The sequence below is a fragment of the Enterobacter sp. K510 genome (assembly GCF_055804875.1).
In genome coordinates, this window is the sequence record NZ_JBNRLQ010000003.1 from 155,746 (window position 1) to 171,202 (window position 15,457).

General features: G+C 54.5%; 13 protein-coding genes, 6 tRNA genes and 1 other RNA gene. 11 read left to right on the plus strand and 9 right to left on the minus strand.

Translation table 11 applies throughout. The annotated features are described in order from the left end of the window. Positions 1 to 14 precede the first annotated feature (14 nt). Positions 15 to 746, plus strand: a complete 732-nt coding sequence (locus ACQUTD_RS06170) for a LytR/AlgR family response regulator transcription factor (RefSeq protein WP_072567690.1) — start codon at positions 15 to 17, stop codon at positions 744 to 746. A 3-nt stretch (positions 747 to 749) separates the two neighbouring features. On the opposite strand, the gene glk is transcribed toward ACQUTD_RS06170, so the two are convergent. After that, positions 750 to 1,715 carry a glucokinase gene (gene glk, locus ACQUTD_RS06175; protein ID WP_072567689.1) on the minus strand — a complete coding sequence of 322 codons (966 nt, stop codon included), beginning with the start codon at positions 1,713 to 1,715 and terminating at the stop codon, positions 750 to 752. A 198-nt stretch (positions 1,716 to 1,913) separates the two neighbouring features. Here glk and mgrA point away from each other — a divergent pair, with 198 nt between their 5' ends. Both mgrA and ypeC read left to right on the plus strand, forming a co-directional pair. After that, a complete protein-coding gene (gene mgrA, locus ACQUTD_RS06180) occupies positions 1,914 to 2,912 on the plus strand; it encodes an L-glyceraldehyde 3-phosphate reductase (RefSeq protein WP_321987051.1) in 999 nt (332 codons plus the stop codon). A 124-nt stretch (positions 2,913 to 3,036) separates the two neighbouring features. Continuing rightward, positions 3,037 to 3,372, plus strand: coding sequence for a DUF2502 domain-containing protein YpeC (gene ypeC / locus ACQUTD_RS06185; RefSeq protein ID WP_318374624.1), 336 nt, complete (start codon positions 3,037 to 3,039; stop codon positions 3,370 to 3,372). A 41-nt stretch (positions 3,373 to 3,413) separates the two neighbouring features. Here ypeC and ACQUTD_RS06190 read toward each other — a convergent pair whose 3' ends face one another. Next, positions 3,414 to 4,652, minus strand: a complete 1,239-nt coding sequence (locus ACQUTD_RS06190; protein WP_473274212.1) for an Nramp family divalent metal transporter — start codon at positions 4,650 to 4,652, stop codon at positions 3,414 to 3,416. A 350-nt stretch (positions 4,653 to 5,002) separates the two neighbouring features. Here ACQUTD_RS06190 and ACQUTD_RS06195 point away from each other — a divergent pair, with 350 nt between their 5' ends. Beyond that, positions 5,003 to 6,190 (plus strand): NupC/NupG family nucleoside CNT transporter, encoded by a 1,188-nt coding sequence (locus ACQUTD_RS06195; RefSeq protein WP_072567685.1) that lies wholly within the window; start codon positions 5,003 to 5,005, stop codon positions 6,188 to 6,190. A gap of 44 nt (positions 6,191 to 6,234) precedes the next feature. Here ACQUTD_RS06195 and ACQUTD_RS06200 read toward each other — a convergent pair whose 3' ends face one another. The 3 genes from ACQUTD_RS06200 to ACQUTD_RS06210 all read right to left on the minus strand — a co-directional run bounded on the left by ACQUTD_RS06200 (position 6,235) and on the right by ACQUTD_RS06210 (position 8,831). Continuing rightward, on the minus strand, positions 6,235 to 8,418 hold the full coding sequence (locus ACQUTD_RS06200) for an EAL domain-containing protein (protein WP_473274211.1): 2,184 nt from the start codon (positions 8,416 to 8,418) through the stop codon (positions 6,235 to 6,237). 221 nt (positions 8,419 to 8,639) lie between these two features. Further along, positions 8,640 to 8,715, minus strand: a tRNA-Ala gene (locus ACQUTD_RS06205). Between the two features lie 40 nt (positions 8,716 to 8,755). Further along, positions 8,756 to 8,831 (minus strand) — tRNA-Ala (locus ACQUTD_RS06210). Positions 8,832 to 9,048: 217 nt separating this feature from the next. Between ACQUTD_RS06210 and ACQUTD_RS06215 the strand changes: the two genes are divergently transcribed. Further along, entirely contained in the window at positions 9,049 to 9,411 is a 363-nt protein-coding gene (locus tag ACQUTD_RS06215) for a YfeC-like transcriptional regulator (protein ID WP_072567683.1), read from the plus strand. A 1-nt stretch (position 9,412) separates the two neighbouring features. Continuing rightward, positions 9,413 to 9,811 (plus strand): YfeC-like transcriptional regulator, encoded by a 399-nt coding sequence (locus ACQUTD_RS06220; RefSeq protein WP_072567682.1) that lies wholly within the window; start codon positions 9,413 to 9,415, stop codon positions 9,809 to 9,811. Positions 9,812 to 9,861: 50 nt separating this feature from the next. On the opposite strand, the gene gltX is transcribed toward ACQUTD_RS06220, so the two are convergent. After that, a complete protein-coding gene (gltX, locus tag ACQUTD_RS06225; RefSeq protein ID WP_473274209.1) occupies positions 9,862 to 11,277 on the minus strand; it encodes a glutamate--tRNA ligase in 1,416 nt (471 codons plus the stop codon). 257 nt (positions 11,278 to 11,534) lie between these two features. On the opposite strand from gltX, the gene ACQUTD_RS06230 reads away from it, so the two are divergent. The 5 genes from ACQUTD_RS06230 (at position 11,535) to ACQUTD_RS06250 (ending at position 12,073) form a co-directional block, all read left to right on the plus strand. After that, positions 11,535 to 11,610 (plus strand) — tRNA-Val (locus ACQUTD_RS06230). Positions 11,611 to 11,655: 45 nt separating this feature from the next. Next, positions 11,656 to 11,731 (plus strand) — tRNA-Val (locus tag ACQUTD_RS06235). A gap of 31 nt (positions 11,732 to 11,762) precedes the next feature. After that, positions 11,763 to 11,838: transfer RNA gene (locus tag ACQUTD_RS06240), tRNA-Val, on the plus strand. A gap of 4 nt (positions 11,839 to 11,842) precedes the next feature. Continuing rightward, positions 11,843 to 11,918, plus strand: a tRNA-Lys gene (locus ACQUTD_RS06245). Positions 11,919 to 11,947: 29 nt separating this feature from the next. After that, a non-coding RNA gene (locus ACQUTD_RS06250) (RtT sRNA) lies at positions 11,948 to 12,073 on the plus strand. A gap of 147 nt (positions 12,074 to 12,220) precedes the next feature. Here the strand turns inward: ACQUTD_RS06250 and ACQUTD_RS06255 are convergent. The 3 genes from ACQUTD_RS06255 to xapA all read right to left on the minus strand — a co-directional run bounded on the left by ACQUTD_RS06255 (position 12,221) and on the right by xapA (position 15,291). After that, positions 12,221 to 13,111, minus strand: a complete 891-nt coding sequence (locus tag ACQUTD_RS06255; RefSeq protein WP_473274207.1) for a LysR family transcriptional regulator — start codon at positions 13,109 to 13,111, stop codon at positions 12,221 to 12,223. 25 nt (positions 13,112 to 13,136) lie between these two features. Then, positions 13,137 to 14,396 (minus strand): nucleoside permease, encoded by a 1,260-nt coding sequence (locus ACQUTD_RS06260; protein WP_473274205.1) that lies wholly within the window; start codon positions 14,394 to 14,396, stop codon positions 13,137 to 13,139. Between the two features lie 61 nt (positions 14,397 to 14,457). After that, entirely contained in the window at positions 14,458 to 15,291 is an 834-nt protein-coding gene (xapA, locus tag ACQUTD_RS06265) for a xanthosine phosphorylase (RefSeq protein ID WP_473274204.1), read from the minus strand. Positions 15,292 to 15,457 lie beyond the last annotated feature (166 nt).

Genomic DNA, 15,457 nt, shown 5'->3' on the forward strand with positions numbered 1-15,457 from the left:
TCAGGAGAGTCACCATGAAAGTCATCATTGTTGAAGATGAGATCCTGGCGCAGCAGGAGCTGAGCTGGCTCATCAAAGAACACAGCCAGATGGAGATCGTCGGCACCTTTGACGACGGCCTGGACGTGCTGAAGTTTTTGCAGCACAACAAAGTGGACGCGCTGTTTCTGGATATTAATATCCCGTCGCTGGACGGCGTTTTACTGGCGCAGAATATCAGCCAGTTTGCCCATAAACCCTTTATCGTATTTATTACCGCGTGGAAAGAACATGCAGTGGAGGCCTTCGAGCTGGAAGCTTTTGACTACATTCTGAAACCTTATCAGGAATCACGCATCATCAATATGCTGCAAAAGCTGGAGACCGCATGGCAGCAGCAGACTGGCGCAGGTTCCGGCAGCCCGGCGGTGCGTGAAAACGATACCATTAACCTGATTAAAGATGAGCGCATCATCGTTACCAGTATTCACGATATTTATTATGCGGAAGCGCATGAGAAGATGACGTTCGTGTATACCCGGCGCGATGAATTTGTGATGCCAATGAACATCACGGAGTTTTGCAGCAAACTACCGGCAGCGCATTTCTTTCGCTGTCATCGCTCATACTGCGTAAATCTGGACAAGATCCGCGAAATCGAACCCTGGTTTAACAACACCTATATTCTGCGACTGCGGGATCTTGATTTTCAGGTCCCGGTCAGTCGCAGCAAAGTCAAAGAGTTCAGGCAGTTAATGCACCTGTAACCCTTACAGGTAATAGCCCAGCGTCTGACGTAAATGCGCGCCCGCGCCAAGCAGGCCCGGGTTGTCGTGCACGATCAGGTAGACCGGAATATCCTGCACGTAGGATTTGAAGCGGCCTTTGTCTTCAAAACCGCCACGGAAACCGGAGGCGGTAAAGAAGTCGAGGAAGCGCGGCACAATGCCCCCGGCGATATACACGCCGCCGAAGGTGCCCAGCGTCAGCGCCAGGTTACCGCCGAAACGTCCCATGATCACGCAGAACAGCGACAGTGCGCGGCGGCAGTCGATGCAGCTGTCTTCCAGCGCGCGCTCGGTAATATCTTTCGGCTGCAGGTTTTCCGGCAGACGTCCGTCGGATTTCACAATCGCGCGGTACAGATTCACCAGCCCCGGACCAGAGAGCACGCGCTCAGCCGAAACGTGGCCGATTTCACTGCGCAGCTCTTCAAGGATAATCCCCTCTTCTTCGCTGTTCGGCGCAAAATCCACGTGACCGCCTTCGCCCGGCAGACTGACCCAGCGCTTATCGACGTGCACCAGGTGCGCTACGCCAAGGCCGGTGCCCGCGCCATACACGGCAATCGGTTTGCCTTCCACCGGCTCGCCGCCGCCGAACTGCGTCAGATGCTCATTTTTCAGCATCGGGATCGCCATGGATACGGCGGTAAAATCGTTAATAATTTCCAGATGCGCAAAGCCGAGATTTTTCTTCATTTCCGCGATGGAGAATTCCCAGGTGTGGTTGGTCATCGCCACCCAGTCACCGGTGATCGGGCAGGCAATGGCGATGCAACCATCCTCAACCTCTGCGCCCGTCTCGTCCAGATAGACGCGGACAACGGCTTCCAGCGTGGGATAATCCAGCCCGGAATAGGTTTTGGCGCGGGAAATCTCGCCGCTGTCGACATTACACAACGCCAGGCGTGCGTTAGTGCCGCCCACGTCACCTACTAATGCATACTTTGTCATTCTTTTTACTGCTCCGCTGAAGTCAGAAAAATTCTTTGGCACACTGTAAATTCAAGGCGCTTTAACAACAATGACCATAGCACGAGTGCCTGTATATTATTGAGCTTCATCACAGAATAACTTTACCGTTTCAGCAAAGTCTCAAAGCTGGTGTAAACGTATACACTGATGTTACGTCTGCCAATTGAGGATTATTGCATGGTTTATCAGGCCGATCCTGAGCGCTATAAAAAGATGGAGTTCCGCCGCTGTGGCGAGAGCGGTTTAAAGCTACCGGCGGTGTCGCTGGGGCTGTGGCATAACTTCGGGGACGCCACCCTAGTGGAAACCAGCCGCCAGCTGCTGCGCCGGGCTTTTGATCTCGGCATCACTCATTTCGATCTCGCCAACAACTACGGGCCGCCGCCGGGCTCCGCTGAGCGGCACTTTGGCCGTATCCTGCAGGAAGATTTTAGCCCGTGGCGCGATGAGCTGATCATCTCCACGAAGGCAGGCTACACCATGTGGGAGGGTCCTTACGGCGACTGGGGTTCGCGTAAATATCTCATCGCCAGCCTCGATCAGAGCCTGAAACGCATGGGCCTTGAGTATGTGGACATCTTCTATCACCATCGCCCGGATCCGGAAACGCCGCTGAAAGAGACCATGCGCGCGCTGGATCACATCGTGCGCCAGGGCAAGGCGCTGTACGTGGGCCTGTCGAACTACCCGGCGGATATGGCGCGGCAGGCAATTGATATTCTTAACGATCTCGGCACACCCTGCCTGATCCATCAGCCAAAATATTCGATGTTTGAGCGCTGGGTGGAAGATGAATTGCTGGATGTGCTGGCGGAGAAAGGCGTCGGCAGCATTGCTTTCTCGCCGCTGGCGGGTGGACAGCTGACCGACCGCTATTTACAGGGCATTCCTGCGGATTCCCGCGCTGCCAGCGGTAGCCGTTTCCTCAACCCCGATCAGCTTACCGAGGAAAAACTGCACAAGGTACGTCAGTTAAACGATCTGGCGCAGCAACGCGGCCAGAAGCTGTCGCAGATGGCACTGGCCTGGGTGCTGCGTGACGATAAAGTAACGTCCGTGCTGATTGGCGCAAGTAAAGTGGCGCAGATCGACGATGCGGTCGGCATGCTGGCAAATCGCCACTTCAGCGCGGATGAATGTACCGCCATCGACCAGATACTGAACAGCCCGGAATAACAGCACTTTTAGCAAATAATGCTGCCCTTCATGATTTAAGAGTTAAACCAATGCACCGGGGCTTTACAGCCCCGTAATATTGCATTAACAGGCCGTTTCGGCCCCGATCGTGAAGGAGATAAGTATGTTCAGGTCACTGATACTGGCAGCTGTTTTAATGGCTTCTGCCCCGCTGGTGGCAAATGCCGGCGAAATCACCCTGCTGCCCTCAATAAAATTACAAATTGGCGATCGTGATAATTACGGTAACTACTGGGACGGCGGCCACTGGCGCGACCGTGATTACTGGCATAATCACTATCAATGGCGTGAAAACCGCTGGCGTCCACACGATCGCGGCTATCACCGCGGCTGGGACAAACGTAAAGCCTACGAGCGCGGTTATCGTGAAGGCTGGCGCGATCGCGATGACCACGGTGGACGCGGTCGTCACGGGCATGGTCATGGCCATCATCATTAATACAAAAAAAGCCCGGCATTGCCGGGCTTTTTAATCACGAATTAAAGACCTATTACTGTTCCCACCAGCAGCCACATATTCAGCACCACCACCAGCAACACGATCAGCCAGCCGATGCGTTTCACCAGCGTCGTATTGACCAGCTCGCCCATCAGTTTGCTGTCGCTGGTAAAGACCAGCAGCGGCACCAGCGCCAGCGCAATACCGAAGCTTAACAACACCTGGCTCATCACCAGAATGCGCGTCGGATCCAGCCCCATCAAAATCACAATAAACGACGGCAGCATAGTCACGGTACGGCGCACCCATAACGGAATATGGAAGCGGATAAAGCCCTGCATCACTACCTGTCCCGCCAGCGTGCCGACGACGGTGGATGACAGCCCTGCCGCCACAAGGCTAAGGCCAAAAATGGTGGCCGCCGCGTGGCTCAGAAGCGGCTCCAGCGTCAGATAGGCTTCATCGAGATCGGCCACGCCGGTGTGGCCGCTGAAATGGAACGCTGCCGCCGCGGTCGCCATCATCGCCAGATTAACAAAACCGGCGATGGTCATGGCGATCGCCACATCCCATTTGGTGGCCGAATAGCGCTCTTTGCGCGATCCGCCATGCAGATGCTGCGTCAACGAGGAGTGCAAATAGATCACGTGCGGCATAATGGTCGCGCCCAGCACGCCCGCCGCGAGAAACACAGCCTCGGTAGTCGGCAGACTGGGGATCAGCATCCCTTTACCTAACGCCGCCAGTTTTGGTTGCGAGAAAAACAGCTCGACGATATAGGCCGCCGCCACAAACAGCAGCAGGCCGCCGATCACTTTTTCCAGCGGTTTTTGGCCGCGTTTTTGCAGCATCAGGATCAGGAAAGTGGCGATGCCCGTCAGCACCGCGCCCTGCAGCAGCGATACGCCGAGCAGTAATTTAAAGCCGATGGCCGCGCCGATAAATTCCGCCAGATCCGTCGCCATGGCGATGATCTCCGCCTGCACCCAGTAAAACCACACCAGCGGGCGCGGATAATGGTCGCGGATTTGTTCGGCCAAGTTTTTACCGGTGGCAATGCCCAGTTTGGCAGACAGGATCTGAATGAGCATCGCCATCAGGTTCGCCCAGACCACTACCCACAGCAGCTGGTAGCCAAAACTGGCTCCCGCCTGAATATTGGTGGCAAAGTTGCCTGGATCGATATAACCGATAGCGGCAACGAACGCAGGTCCCATTAATGCGAACCTAAGCTTGCGCGCCGCACGACCACTGTTACTCTCAACGCGACTGTCGTTCATTTATGCCCCTGATATAGCCTTTGCTATGTTTCATGCTAACAAAGTGAGAATGATTATCAAGATCACCTGATTTGGTTAAACTGATTGTTCTGATAGCCCGGAGCGATAGCCGGAAGGAATTTTGCAGGTGGAAAGGCGCTCTTAACATTTGCCTCATCAATTTGTTAAAAGCTTAGCAGCAATATTAGCCTTTTCTCATCTTTACGTAACATAACAGAAATGTATGTTTGATCACTATTTTTGAGATTCGTCACAGGTAGTTACTATAGTGTGTTTTTGATCTCGTTTTCTTTACGCTTGTTGCATAGAATGTGCACGGAAATTAAACCTGCCTCATATTTGGAGCAAATATGTCCCGCGTTCTTCACTTTGTTCTGGCGCTTGCCGTTGTGGCCTTGCTTGCCTTGTTGTTAAGCAGCGACCGCAAAAAAATTCGCATTCGCTTTGTTATTCAACTTCTTGTTATTGAAGTTTTACTGGCCTGGTTCTTCCTGAACTCCGATGTCGGTCTGGGCTTTGTAAGAGGCTTCTCCGAAATGTTTGAAAAACTGCTCGGATTCGCCAATGAAGGGACAAACTTCGTCTTCGGCAAAATGAATGATGAAGGCCTGGCATTCTTCTTCCTGAAAGTGCTGTGCCCTATCGTCTTCATTTCTGCGCTGATCGGTATCCTGCAACACATTCGTGTGCTGCCGATTGTGATCCGTGCCATTGGTACCGTGCTGTCAAAAGTGAACGGTATGGGCAAACTGGAATCCTTTAACGCCGTCAGCTCGCTGATTCTGGGGCAGTCAGAAAACTTCATCGCCTACAAAGACATCCTCGGCAATATGTCCCGTAACCGCATGTACACCATGGCGGCCACGGCGATGTCTACCGTGTCCATGTCCATCGTGGGCGCGTATATGACCATGCTGCAGCCGAAATACGTTGTCGCCGCGCTGGTTCTGAACATGTTCAGCACCTTTATCGTGCTGTCGCTTATCAACCCGTACCGTGTTGATGAGAGCGAAGAGAATCTGCAAATGGCCAACCTGCACGAAGGCCAGAGCTTCTTTGAAATGCTGGGTGAGTACATTCTGGCGGGCTTCAAAGTGGCGATTATCGTGGCGGCGATGCTGATTGGTTTTATCGCGCTGATCTCTGCGCTGAACGCCCTGTTTGCGACCGTGTTTGGTATCTCTTTCCAGGGTATTCTGGGCTACATCTTCTACCCGGTCGCCTGGGTGATGGGTGTGCCGTCTCATGAAGCCCTGCAGGTGGGCAGTATTATGGCCACCAAGCTGGTATCTAACGAATTCGTGGCGATGATGGATCTGCAAAAAATTGCCGGCACCCTCTCCCCGCGCGCAGAAGGCATTCTGTCTGTGTTCCTCGTTTCCTTCGCAAACTTCTCGTCCATCGGTATCATTGCCGGTGCGATTAAAGGTCTGAATGAAGAACAGGGTAACGTAGTCTCTCGCTTTGGCCTGAAACTGGTCTACGGCTCGACGCTGGTGAGCATCCTGTCTGCATCAATCGCCGCGCTGGTACTGTAATTCTGCGGTGTTAATAAAAACCGGGCTTGTCCCGGTTTTTTTATTTAGTCGCCTAAAGGCTGCGGTTTACCCAGTAAATATCCCTGCAAATATTCCACGCCCAGCTCCAGAAGCAGCTCACGCTGCGCCTGCGTTTCCACAAATTCTGCCACCACCGTCAGCGATTTCGCTTTCGCCAGCGTGCAAATCGCCTGCACGATCATCGCATCTAACGGGTCACGCTCGATGTCTTTTACGAAGGTGCCGTCAATTTTAATAATATCCGCATGCAGACGTTTTAAGCGCTCAAAATTGGCATAGCCGGTTCCAAAATCATCAATGGCGATTTTAAAGCCGAAATCACGCAGTTGCTGAATGTTATGCAAAGTGGCTTCGGCATGGGAAAAGGCCTGCTCTTCGGTGATCTCGATAATCACGCACTGCGGCGACACGCCGTAACGCGTAAAGAGCGCGATAAGTTCTGTCGCCGACGCCTTTTGCATCAGCGTCATGGGCATCAGGTTGACGGAAAAACGCGCCTCGTCGCAGGGGGCCGGATGCGCTTGCAGCCAGCGTAACAGGGTTTCGACCACCAGCATGTCAAAGCGCGGACTGAGATTAAAACGGCTGATCACCGGGATAAAACGATCCGGGGTAACGATTTCGCCGTCGCATTGCAGACGGGTTAAAATCTCGTGGTAGCCGCTGCCATCCGCCCTCCGGACCGGCTGGGCGTAGAGCACCAGTCCCCCCTCTTCCAGCGCGCGCTTCACGCTGTTCAACATCAGCACCTGCCCGGTAGTCTGGTCGGTGACTCTGTCGATACTTTGCGTCAGCGCCAGTACGCGCTGTGTCGTGCTGGCCTGACCGGAAAGCCAGCTAAGCTGTCCCAGCGTATGGTGCAGGTTTTCGCCCGCGCCTTCGATAACGCCCCAGGACGCGCCAAATTCAATCTCAATCGGCGTGTTGTGCCAGAAGATTTTCCGGCTGTTGAGATAATCCACCATATGCTGCAAACGCGCTTCTGGCTCCTGCCCGTCCAGCACCAGTAATAACTCGCTTCCCGGCAGGCGGAACAGCTTCTCATGCGCCAGCATCAGCGGTTGCAGGTCGCGGGCAATGCTGCGCTTACAGTGCACGCGCATCATCATGCCGTAGTGACGGCTTAAAAATTCCAGGTTTTGCAAATGCAGACAGCACACGACCACGTGGGGATGCTGTTCCAGATGCTGCTCCAGGGCGCGCAGATTGGGCAGGCCGGTCAGCGGATCGGTAAGCGCCTGGGATTTCCATACCCGCCTGAGCCACTCGCTACGGTGATAAATATGCGCCGTATAGAGAATACAGATTGTCACCGCGATGAGCACCGACAGCACAAAAGCCAGCGAATAGTCTGTGCCGACGCCATGCAGAAAATTGCGATTGTAGGCCACCAGGAACCACGCGGCGATCCCCCAGCTTAACGCGATCAGCGGCGGCGTGAATTCCCGCACGGCGACCATAAACAGGATGAATACGATTGGCACCAGGTAACCGGCGATATATTTCGCTTCGATGGGACTACAAAGAACGATCAGAATAAAACTTAAAGCCAACAACCAGCTAACAGTAAAAATACGTTTACGCAAAGAAAAAATCGGAATAATACTGCGACGCCAGAAAGTACGGGCATAGTGCGGGTTCACCAGCATGCGTAGCGGATAATAAAACAAGGGGGTGAAAATTAGCACGGCGCAGATAAGACTTTGCAAATCAATAATATTATAAATAACCGACGTGGGATCCGAGAAGTTGGAAAGGGAAACCGGATAATCGAACCATTCATTCGCTAAATACATTGAGAGTTTAATACCGGCGGGCGCGAAAAATCCTAACCAGAATATCCGGACGCCCATGTATTTATCAGGAAAGGCGTAACGCCAGCGGCTGCCCAGCCGCCAGCGCACCAGGGCGCAGGCCAGCAGTACCGGCGCGATCTGGCAAAAGAGCAGTAACACGGCCTCACGTAAGGAGAGATCCATCAGCCAGTAATTTATTAACGCGAAGGCCACGACGATCGGCAATATACTGCGTCGCCCAAAGAGCAGAATAATGGACAGCATCGCGCTCAAGGGTAACCAGGCCAGAAAAGCATCCCCCGCCTGGACCAGCGCTGTTGGTGAAAGAATTCGGGAAGTTGTAACGGCCGCGAGACAAATAATGAATGCAAGTATAAATAGTGTTGCGTGTTTATAAATATTAATTTTCATTATGTTTACTGATTTAATCTCACCAACCGCGTTAATCCGAGCCGGAATAATAAGTTCATTCTCAATATCAGGCAAGCTAAGCGCGGGATATTAGCGCGGCAATACAATAAACAGAGGTTCGCAGGAATTATCCAGGATAAACAGAAGAAAACTGACATAACAGGAAGCGGTATTTGCAACAGACATAAAAAAACCCCCGCCACAGGCGAGGGTTCAAATTTTGGTGGAGCTAAGCGGGATCGAACCGCTGACCTCTTGCATGCCATGCAAGCGCTCTCCCAGCTGAGCTATAGCCCCACAATGTTGTTTACGCACCAAATCTGTTGGGATCAGAATTTGGTGGAGCTAAGCGGGATCGAACCGCTGACCTCTTGCATGCCATGCAAGCGCTCTCCCAGCTGAGCTATAGCCCCAATGCGTAAAGCGTGTCGTGTTGACGGGCGGCATAATATGAATTCCGCCGCGAGGTGTCAACGGCAAAATCAGAAAGCGCCGCTCAATCGCTGAAAAAGCAGTCAAATGAATGACATTGCGAGCCTGCTCGCAGACGTTAGTTAAACCCGTCACACTTTCCTGTTAAAGGGTGCTATAAGATGAACCACTAACCCCCACATCTCGTCAGGAAATTGCATGATCAAGGAACGGATGACGCCGGATGAGCTCGCCAGGCTCACGGGATACAGTCGCCAGACCATCAATAAATGGGTGCGTAAAGAAGGCTGGGTTACCTCGCCAAAACCAGGCGTTCAGGGTGGAAAAGCCCGTCTGGTGCATATCAATGAGCAGGTGCGCGAATTTATACGCAATGCGCGCCGCGCGATCGATGACAGTACCGGTGACGAGGCATACGGCCTTGAGCCCTCGCTGGAAGCGCTTTTAATGACGCTGGCGAAGGAAATGACCCCGGCAGAACAAAAACAGCTGACTTCCTTGCTGCTACGCGAGGGCATCAGCGGCTTATTACAACGGCTCGGTCTGCGCGACCAGAACTAACATGATGAAAATACCTGATAGATTAACCACTGAAGAGCTGGCTGATTATGTTGGCATGACAAAACAGACGGTGAATCGCTGGATCCGCAGATACGGCTGGCACACCGAAAAGATCCCCGGCGTAAAAGGTGGACGAGGAAGGCAAATCCTTATCGATAATAAGGTGCGGGCTTTTATTATGAAGCTGCCAAAATTTCGTCATCTTGCAGCTGGTCGTTTACTGGCTGAAGCCCCTGCCCCTTATGGCAATATATCGCCAGCACTGCGTCAGATCGTCAGCGTTTTACAAACAATGACGTCTTCCGAAGAAACGCAACTGGATCGTCTGTTGAAGAGGGAAGGATTGCAGTACATGCTGAGCCGCCTCGACATCCATGACAGGGACGCCGCAGGAAAATAAAAAAACGGCAGGATAAACCTGCCGTTCGTTTTTATGCTGACCTGAAAGAATTACTGCTGGCTTTCGCGTGCGGCAATATATTCCAGCGCTTTATTGATGCGCTCAACGCTGCGGGTTTTACCGATGGCATGCACGGTAACGTCCAGCGCCGGAGACTGGCCTGCGCCCGTCACCGCCACACGCAGCGGCATCCCCACTTTGCCCATCCCCACTTCCAGCTCGTCTGCGGTAGCCTGAATAGCGTGATGCACATTTTCCGCCGTCCAGTCGGTAATGGCTGCCAGCTTGTCGCGCACCACTTCCAGCGGTTGACGCGCTACCGGACGCAGGTGTTTTTTCGCCGCATCCGCATCCAGCTCCTCGAAGTCCTGGTAGAAGTAGTGGCAGCTCTCCGCCATCTCTTTCAGGGTTTTGCAACGCTCGCCCAGCAGTTTCACCAGATCCGCCAGCTGCGGGCCGTTGCGGGTGTCGATGTTCTGCTGCTCGATATGCCATTGCAGATGGGTGGCAACGTATTCCGGCGGCAGGGTGTTGATGTAATGGTGGTTCAGCCACTGCAGTTTTTCGGTGTTGAACGCACTGGCAGATTTGCTGACCGCGCCGAGTGAAAACAGCTTGATCATCTCTTCACGGGAGAAAATTTCCTGATCGCCGCTGGACCAGCCGAGGCGCACCAGATAGTTGAGCAGCGCTTCCGGCAGATAGCCGTCATCGCGATACTGCATGACGCTGACCGCGCCGTGACGTTTGGACAGTTTTTTGCCATCGTCGCCGTTGATCATCGATACGTGCGCATACACCGGCACAGGCGCATTCAGCGCTTTCAGGATGTTGATCTGGCGCGGGGTGTTATTGATATGGTCTTCGCCGCGGATCACGTGGGTGATCTCCATATCCCAGTCGTCCACCACCACACAGAAGTTATAGGTCGGGGAACCGTCGGTACGGCGGATAATCAGATCGTCCAGCTCCTGGTTGCTGAATTCAATCGGGCCGCGGATCTGATCGTCAAAAATCACCGAACCTTCCTGCGGGTTAGCAAAACGCACAACGCAGGGTTCGTCGTCAGCGTGTTGCTCATGACCGTGACGGCAGCGACCGTCGTAGCGCGGCTTTTCGCCCTTCGCCATCTGTTCTTCACGCAGCGCATCCAGGCGCTCTTTAGAGCAGTAGCATTTATACGCCGTGCCAACTTTCAACATGTCGTCGATCACCGCGTTGTAGCGATCAAAACGTTTAGTCTGGAAATACGGGCCTTCATCCCACTCCAGGCTCAGCCAGTTCATGCCGTCCATGATGGCTTCGATAGCCTCCGGCGTAGAGCGCTCAAGATCGGTGTCTTCAATACGCAGCACAAACTCACCGTCGTGATGACGTGCAAAAAGCCAGGAATAGAGCGCGGTACGCGCACCACCAACATGCAGATAGCCAGTGGGGCTTGGCGCGAAGCGAGTTTTAATTTTCATGAATTGGCCTTACGTTGATAAAGATGCCGATAACCGGCAAGTCCTGGAAAATCGAGTGGGCAATATTCTATCACTCCAGGCTGATTCCTCAATGTTGTTACCGCCATGGGCATGGCAAATCCGTTTTTTGTTGAGAAATCATGCGCGAATGCAGGCTTTGTCGCCACGTTGTTTAATTTTACGACGAACAAACAAAATCTTTAGAAAAGGCGTTGACTCATTTTCAACTCTCCCTATAATGCGACTCCACACAGCGGGGGTGATTAGCTCAGTTGGTAGAGCATCTCCTTTACACGGAGGGGGTCGGCGGTTCGAGCCCGTCATCACCCACCATCTACTTAAACGTAGACCCGCAGTGCAGATAAGACTTGAGACGTGGGGTGATTAGCTCAGTTGGTAGAGCATCTCCTTTACACGGAGGGGGTCGGCGGTTCGAGCCCGTCATCACCCACCATATCTCACCTTATCAACAGCAGTACCGAAATGGGTGATTAGCTCAGTTGGTAGAGCATCTCCTTTACACGGAGGGGGTCGGCGGTTCGAGCCCGTCATCACCCACCATTTCGGGTCGTTAGCTCAGTTGGTAGAGCAGTTGACTTTTAATCAATTGGTCGCAGGTTCGAATCCTGCACGACCCACCAATGTGGAAAGGCGCCCTAAAGGCGCCTTTTTGCTATGCGTGAAATGCAGGATGAGAACCTGCCGCAGGTTCGGGTCGAGCGAAGCGAGACAACGGAGCCGCCTGCGGCGACGGCCCGAAGGGCGAGCGAAGCGAGTCATCCTGCACGACCCACCAATGTGGAAAGGCGCCCTAAAGGCGCCTTTTTGCTATGCGTTTTTTGCCGGGTGGCGCTGCGCTTACCCGGCCTACAATCCTCACGCTGCGCTTACCTGGCCTGCAATTCTGGCGTAGGCCCGGCAAGCCTGCGCCGCCGGGCATGAGTTACGCTTGTTGCGTCAGCGCCGCCAGCAAACCCGCTAACACCGGCGTCACCTGTTTTTCCTCATACACCACATACAAATCCGCGGGGATCCGCTCTTCGAGCGGACGAAATGCCACGCCGGGCCACTGCATTTGCGCGTAGCTGTCCGCCATCAGGGTGATGCCCATCCCCATGCTGATCATCGCCAGCACCGTTTGCGGCTCCACCGCTTCGCGCACAATCACCGGCGAAAATCCCGCCCGCTGGCAGACCCGTTGCAGGAACGCCCAGTCAGAATGCACCGACGGCAGCGTGACAAAATGTTCATCGCGCAATAGCGACAGCGGAATGGATGAGCGGGCCGTCAGCGGATGCTCATCCGGCATCGCCACCAGAAACACCGCCTGCTGCACCCGCTGGCGGGTCAAACCGGCGGGCAGATCCTGCGCCATCCGCCAGATGCCGGCATCCAGCTCCCGCCGCTCCAGCAGCGTCTGCTGCCTTCCGGGTGATTTCTCGCGAAACCGCACCTCGACGTCCGGATTGTCCTTCAGAAAGCGATACAGGACGTTACGCATGCCGCCCCACAGCGCCGTGCCCACCACGCCCAGCTCAATGCGCCCTGCCTCGCCTCGCCCGATCTGCTCCACCCGCGCCAGCGCCTGGTTGACGTTACTCAGCAGACAGCGCGACTCCTCCAGCAAAATCTTTCCCGCATGGGTTAACACCACGCTGCGGGAATGGCGGACAAACAGCTGCGTCCCCAGCTGGTTTTCCAGGTCTTTGATGTGAAAACTCAGGGGCGGCTGCGACATGTTAAGGCGGGCCGCAGCCCGCCCGAAGTGCAGTTCTTCTGCCACAGCCAGAAAATAGCGCAGCAGTTTCAGGTCGATTTTGTACAGCGGTTCCATCAGATTCGCACGCCTGCGAGGATCATTAAACCTCTGAACGTACCACATCTGCGCGCTTATCAGGTTGATGTTTATAGTTAAAGGCGAAATAAAAGATCACCGCCAGCGCCAGGGCATATCCGGCAAACACCAGCCAGATGGTCTGCCAGTCCTTCACGCCATCAACGGAAAAATAATCCACCGCCAGCCCGCTCAGGATAGAGCCGACATACGCGCCGACGCCGTTGACCATGGTCATAAACAGGCCCTGCGCGCTGGCGCGGATCTCTGAACTGACCTCCTGCTCAACAAACACCGAACCGGAAATATTGAAGAAATCAAAAGCGCAGCCGTAAACAATCATCGACATCAGCAGCAGCATGCAGCCGAACGGCGACGGATCGCCAAAGGCGAACAGCCCAAAGCGCAGCATCCACGCCACCATGCTCATCAGCATCACCGTTTTTATGCCGTAACGCCGCAGGAAAAACGGGATGGTGAGAATAAAACCGATCTCCGCCATTTGCGATACAGACAGCAAAATCGACGGGTATCTTACCACCAGGCTGTCGGCAAACTCCGGCTGGCGGGCAAAGTCATGCAGGAAGGGATTGCCAAACACGTTAGTGATTTGCAGCACCGCGCCCAGCAGCATGGCAAAGAGAAAAAACACCGCCATACGGGGATTTTTGAACAACACAAAAGCATCGAGGCCGAGCTTACTGCTCCACGACTGCGACACTTTTTTCGCCACCGTCGGGATTCTGGGCAGCGTTAAGGAGTAGGCCGCAAGGCACAGCGATGAAGCGGAGGCGATATAGAGCTGGGCGCTGCTCAGCTCCAGATCCATCAGGCTGACCGCCCACATGGCGATGATAAAGCCCACGGTGCCGTAAACGCGGATCGGCGGAAAATGGCTGACCGTATCCAGCCCTGCCTGCGCCAGGCACGAGTATGAAATACTGTTCGACAGCGCAATGGTCGGCATAAAGGCCATTGCGTTGACCAGCATCACCCAGAACATCAGATCCGGCGTACTGACGCTGGCGGCGTAAAACATCGCCCCGGCGCACACCAGATGGCACAGCAGGTAAGCCCGCTCCGCCCGCAGCCATTTATCGGCGATGATCCCCATAATGCCCGGCATGATAATGGCCGCCAGCCCTTTCGAGCTGTAGACCATCCCCACATTTGCGCCGGTAAAATGCAGGGTATTGATCATGTACGAACCGAGGGTCACCAGCCAGCTTCCCCAGATGAAGTACTGCAAAAACGACATGATTTTTAAGCGAACCGTGATCCCCATGGTCTTTTCCTTGTCGCAGAAGGACAAACCGCCCCGGCCAGCGGAGCGGTAGGTGTGATTATCAGGCCAGCTTGCGCAGGAAACCGCAAATCAGGTCGATGAAGTTCTGGCGGGACAGCTCCGCCGCCGCGAGAGTCTGCGCATGAGAAAGCTTCACCTCCCCCAGCCCTTCCGCCAGGTTGGTGATGGCCGACACCGCCACCACTTTCATTCCGCAATGGCGGGCGGAAATGACTTCCGGCACCACGGACATGCCCACCACATCGCCGCCGATAATCTGCATCATACGGATCTCCGCCGCCGTTTCGAAGTTCGGACCGGAGTAAGAGACGAACACCCCTTCGCTGAGCGGGAAACCCGCTTCCTGCGCCACGGTGTGCAGCAGCGCACGGTAATCCGCGTCATAGGCGTTCGCCAGGGAGAAAAACCGCTCGCCGAAGCGGTCATCGTTCGGCCCGCACAGCGGCGATCCCGGCATAGTGTTGATGTGATCTGACAGGGCGACCAGGCTGCCCGGCCCGACTTCCGGACGCAGCGATCCGGCAGCATTGGTACAGAACAGCAGTTCACAGCCCAGCAGATCGAAAGTGCGCACCGCATCGGTCATTACCGTTATGCCGCGGCCTTCATAATAGTGCCCCCGCCCTTTCATACAGACGACCGGCACGCCCGCCAGCGTACCGAGCACCAGCTCTCCCGCGTGACCGTGGACGGTGCTGACCGGGAAGCCCGGTAAGTCTTTATAAGAGATGGCTACCGCATCCTGGATCTGATCTGCCAGCGCGCCCAGCCCGGAACCTAAAATAAAGGCCACGCGCGGGGTGAAGTTGGGTTTGCGTGCGCGGATGATGTCAGCACAGGTAAAAGGATGATCTGAAAAATGCGAAGAGGTCATGGCGCGTCCTTAATCGTTATGTATTGCCATGCGGAGAGGGTTCCGCGGGTACTCTGGCTTTATAACGAGTCAGCGGCTTTCCTGACCAATACACTTTTCGGTGCCTATTGATAGCGCCTCTGTATCAATGGCGGGGGTCAGCAAAATGTCCTCAGAATTATTTACG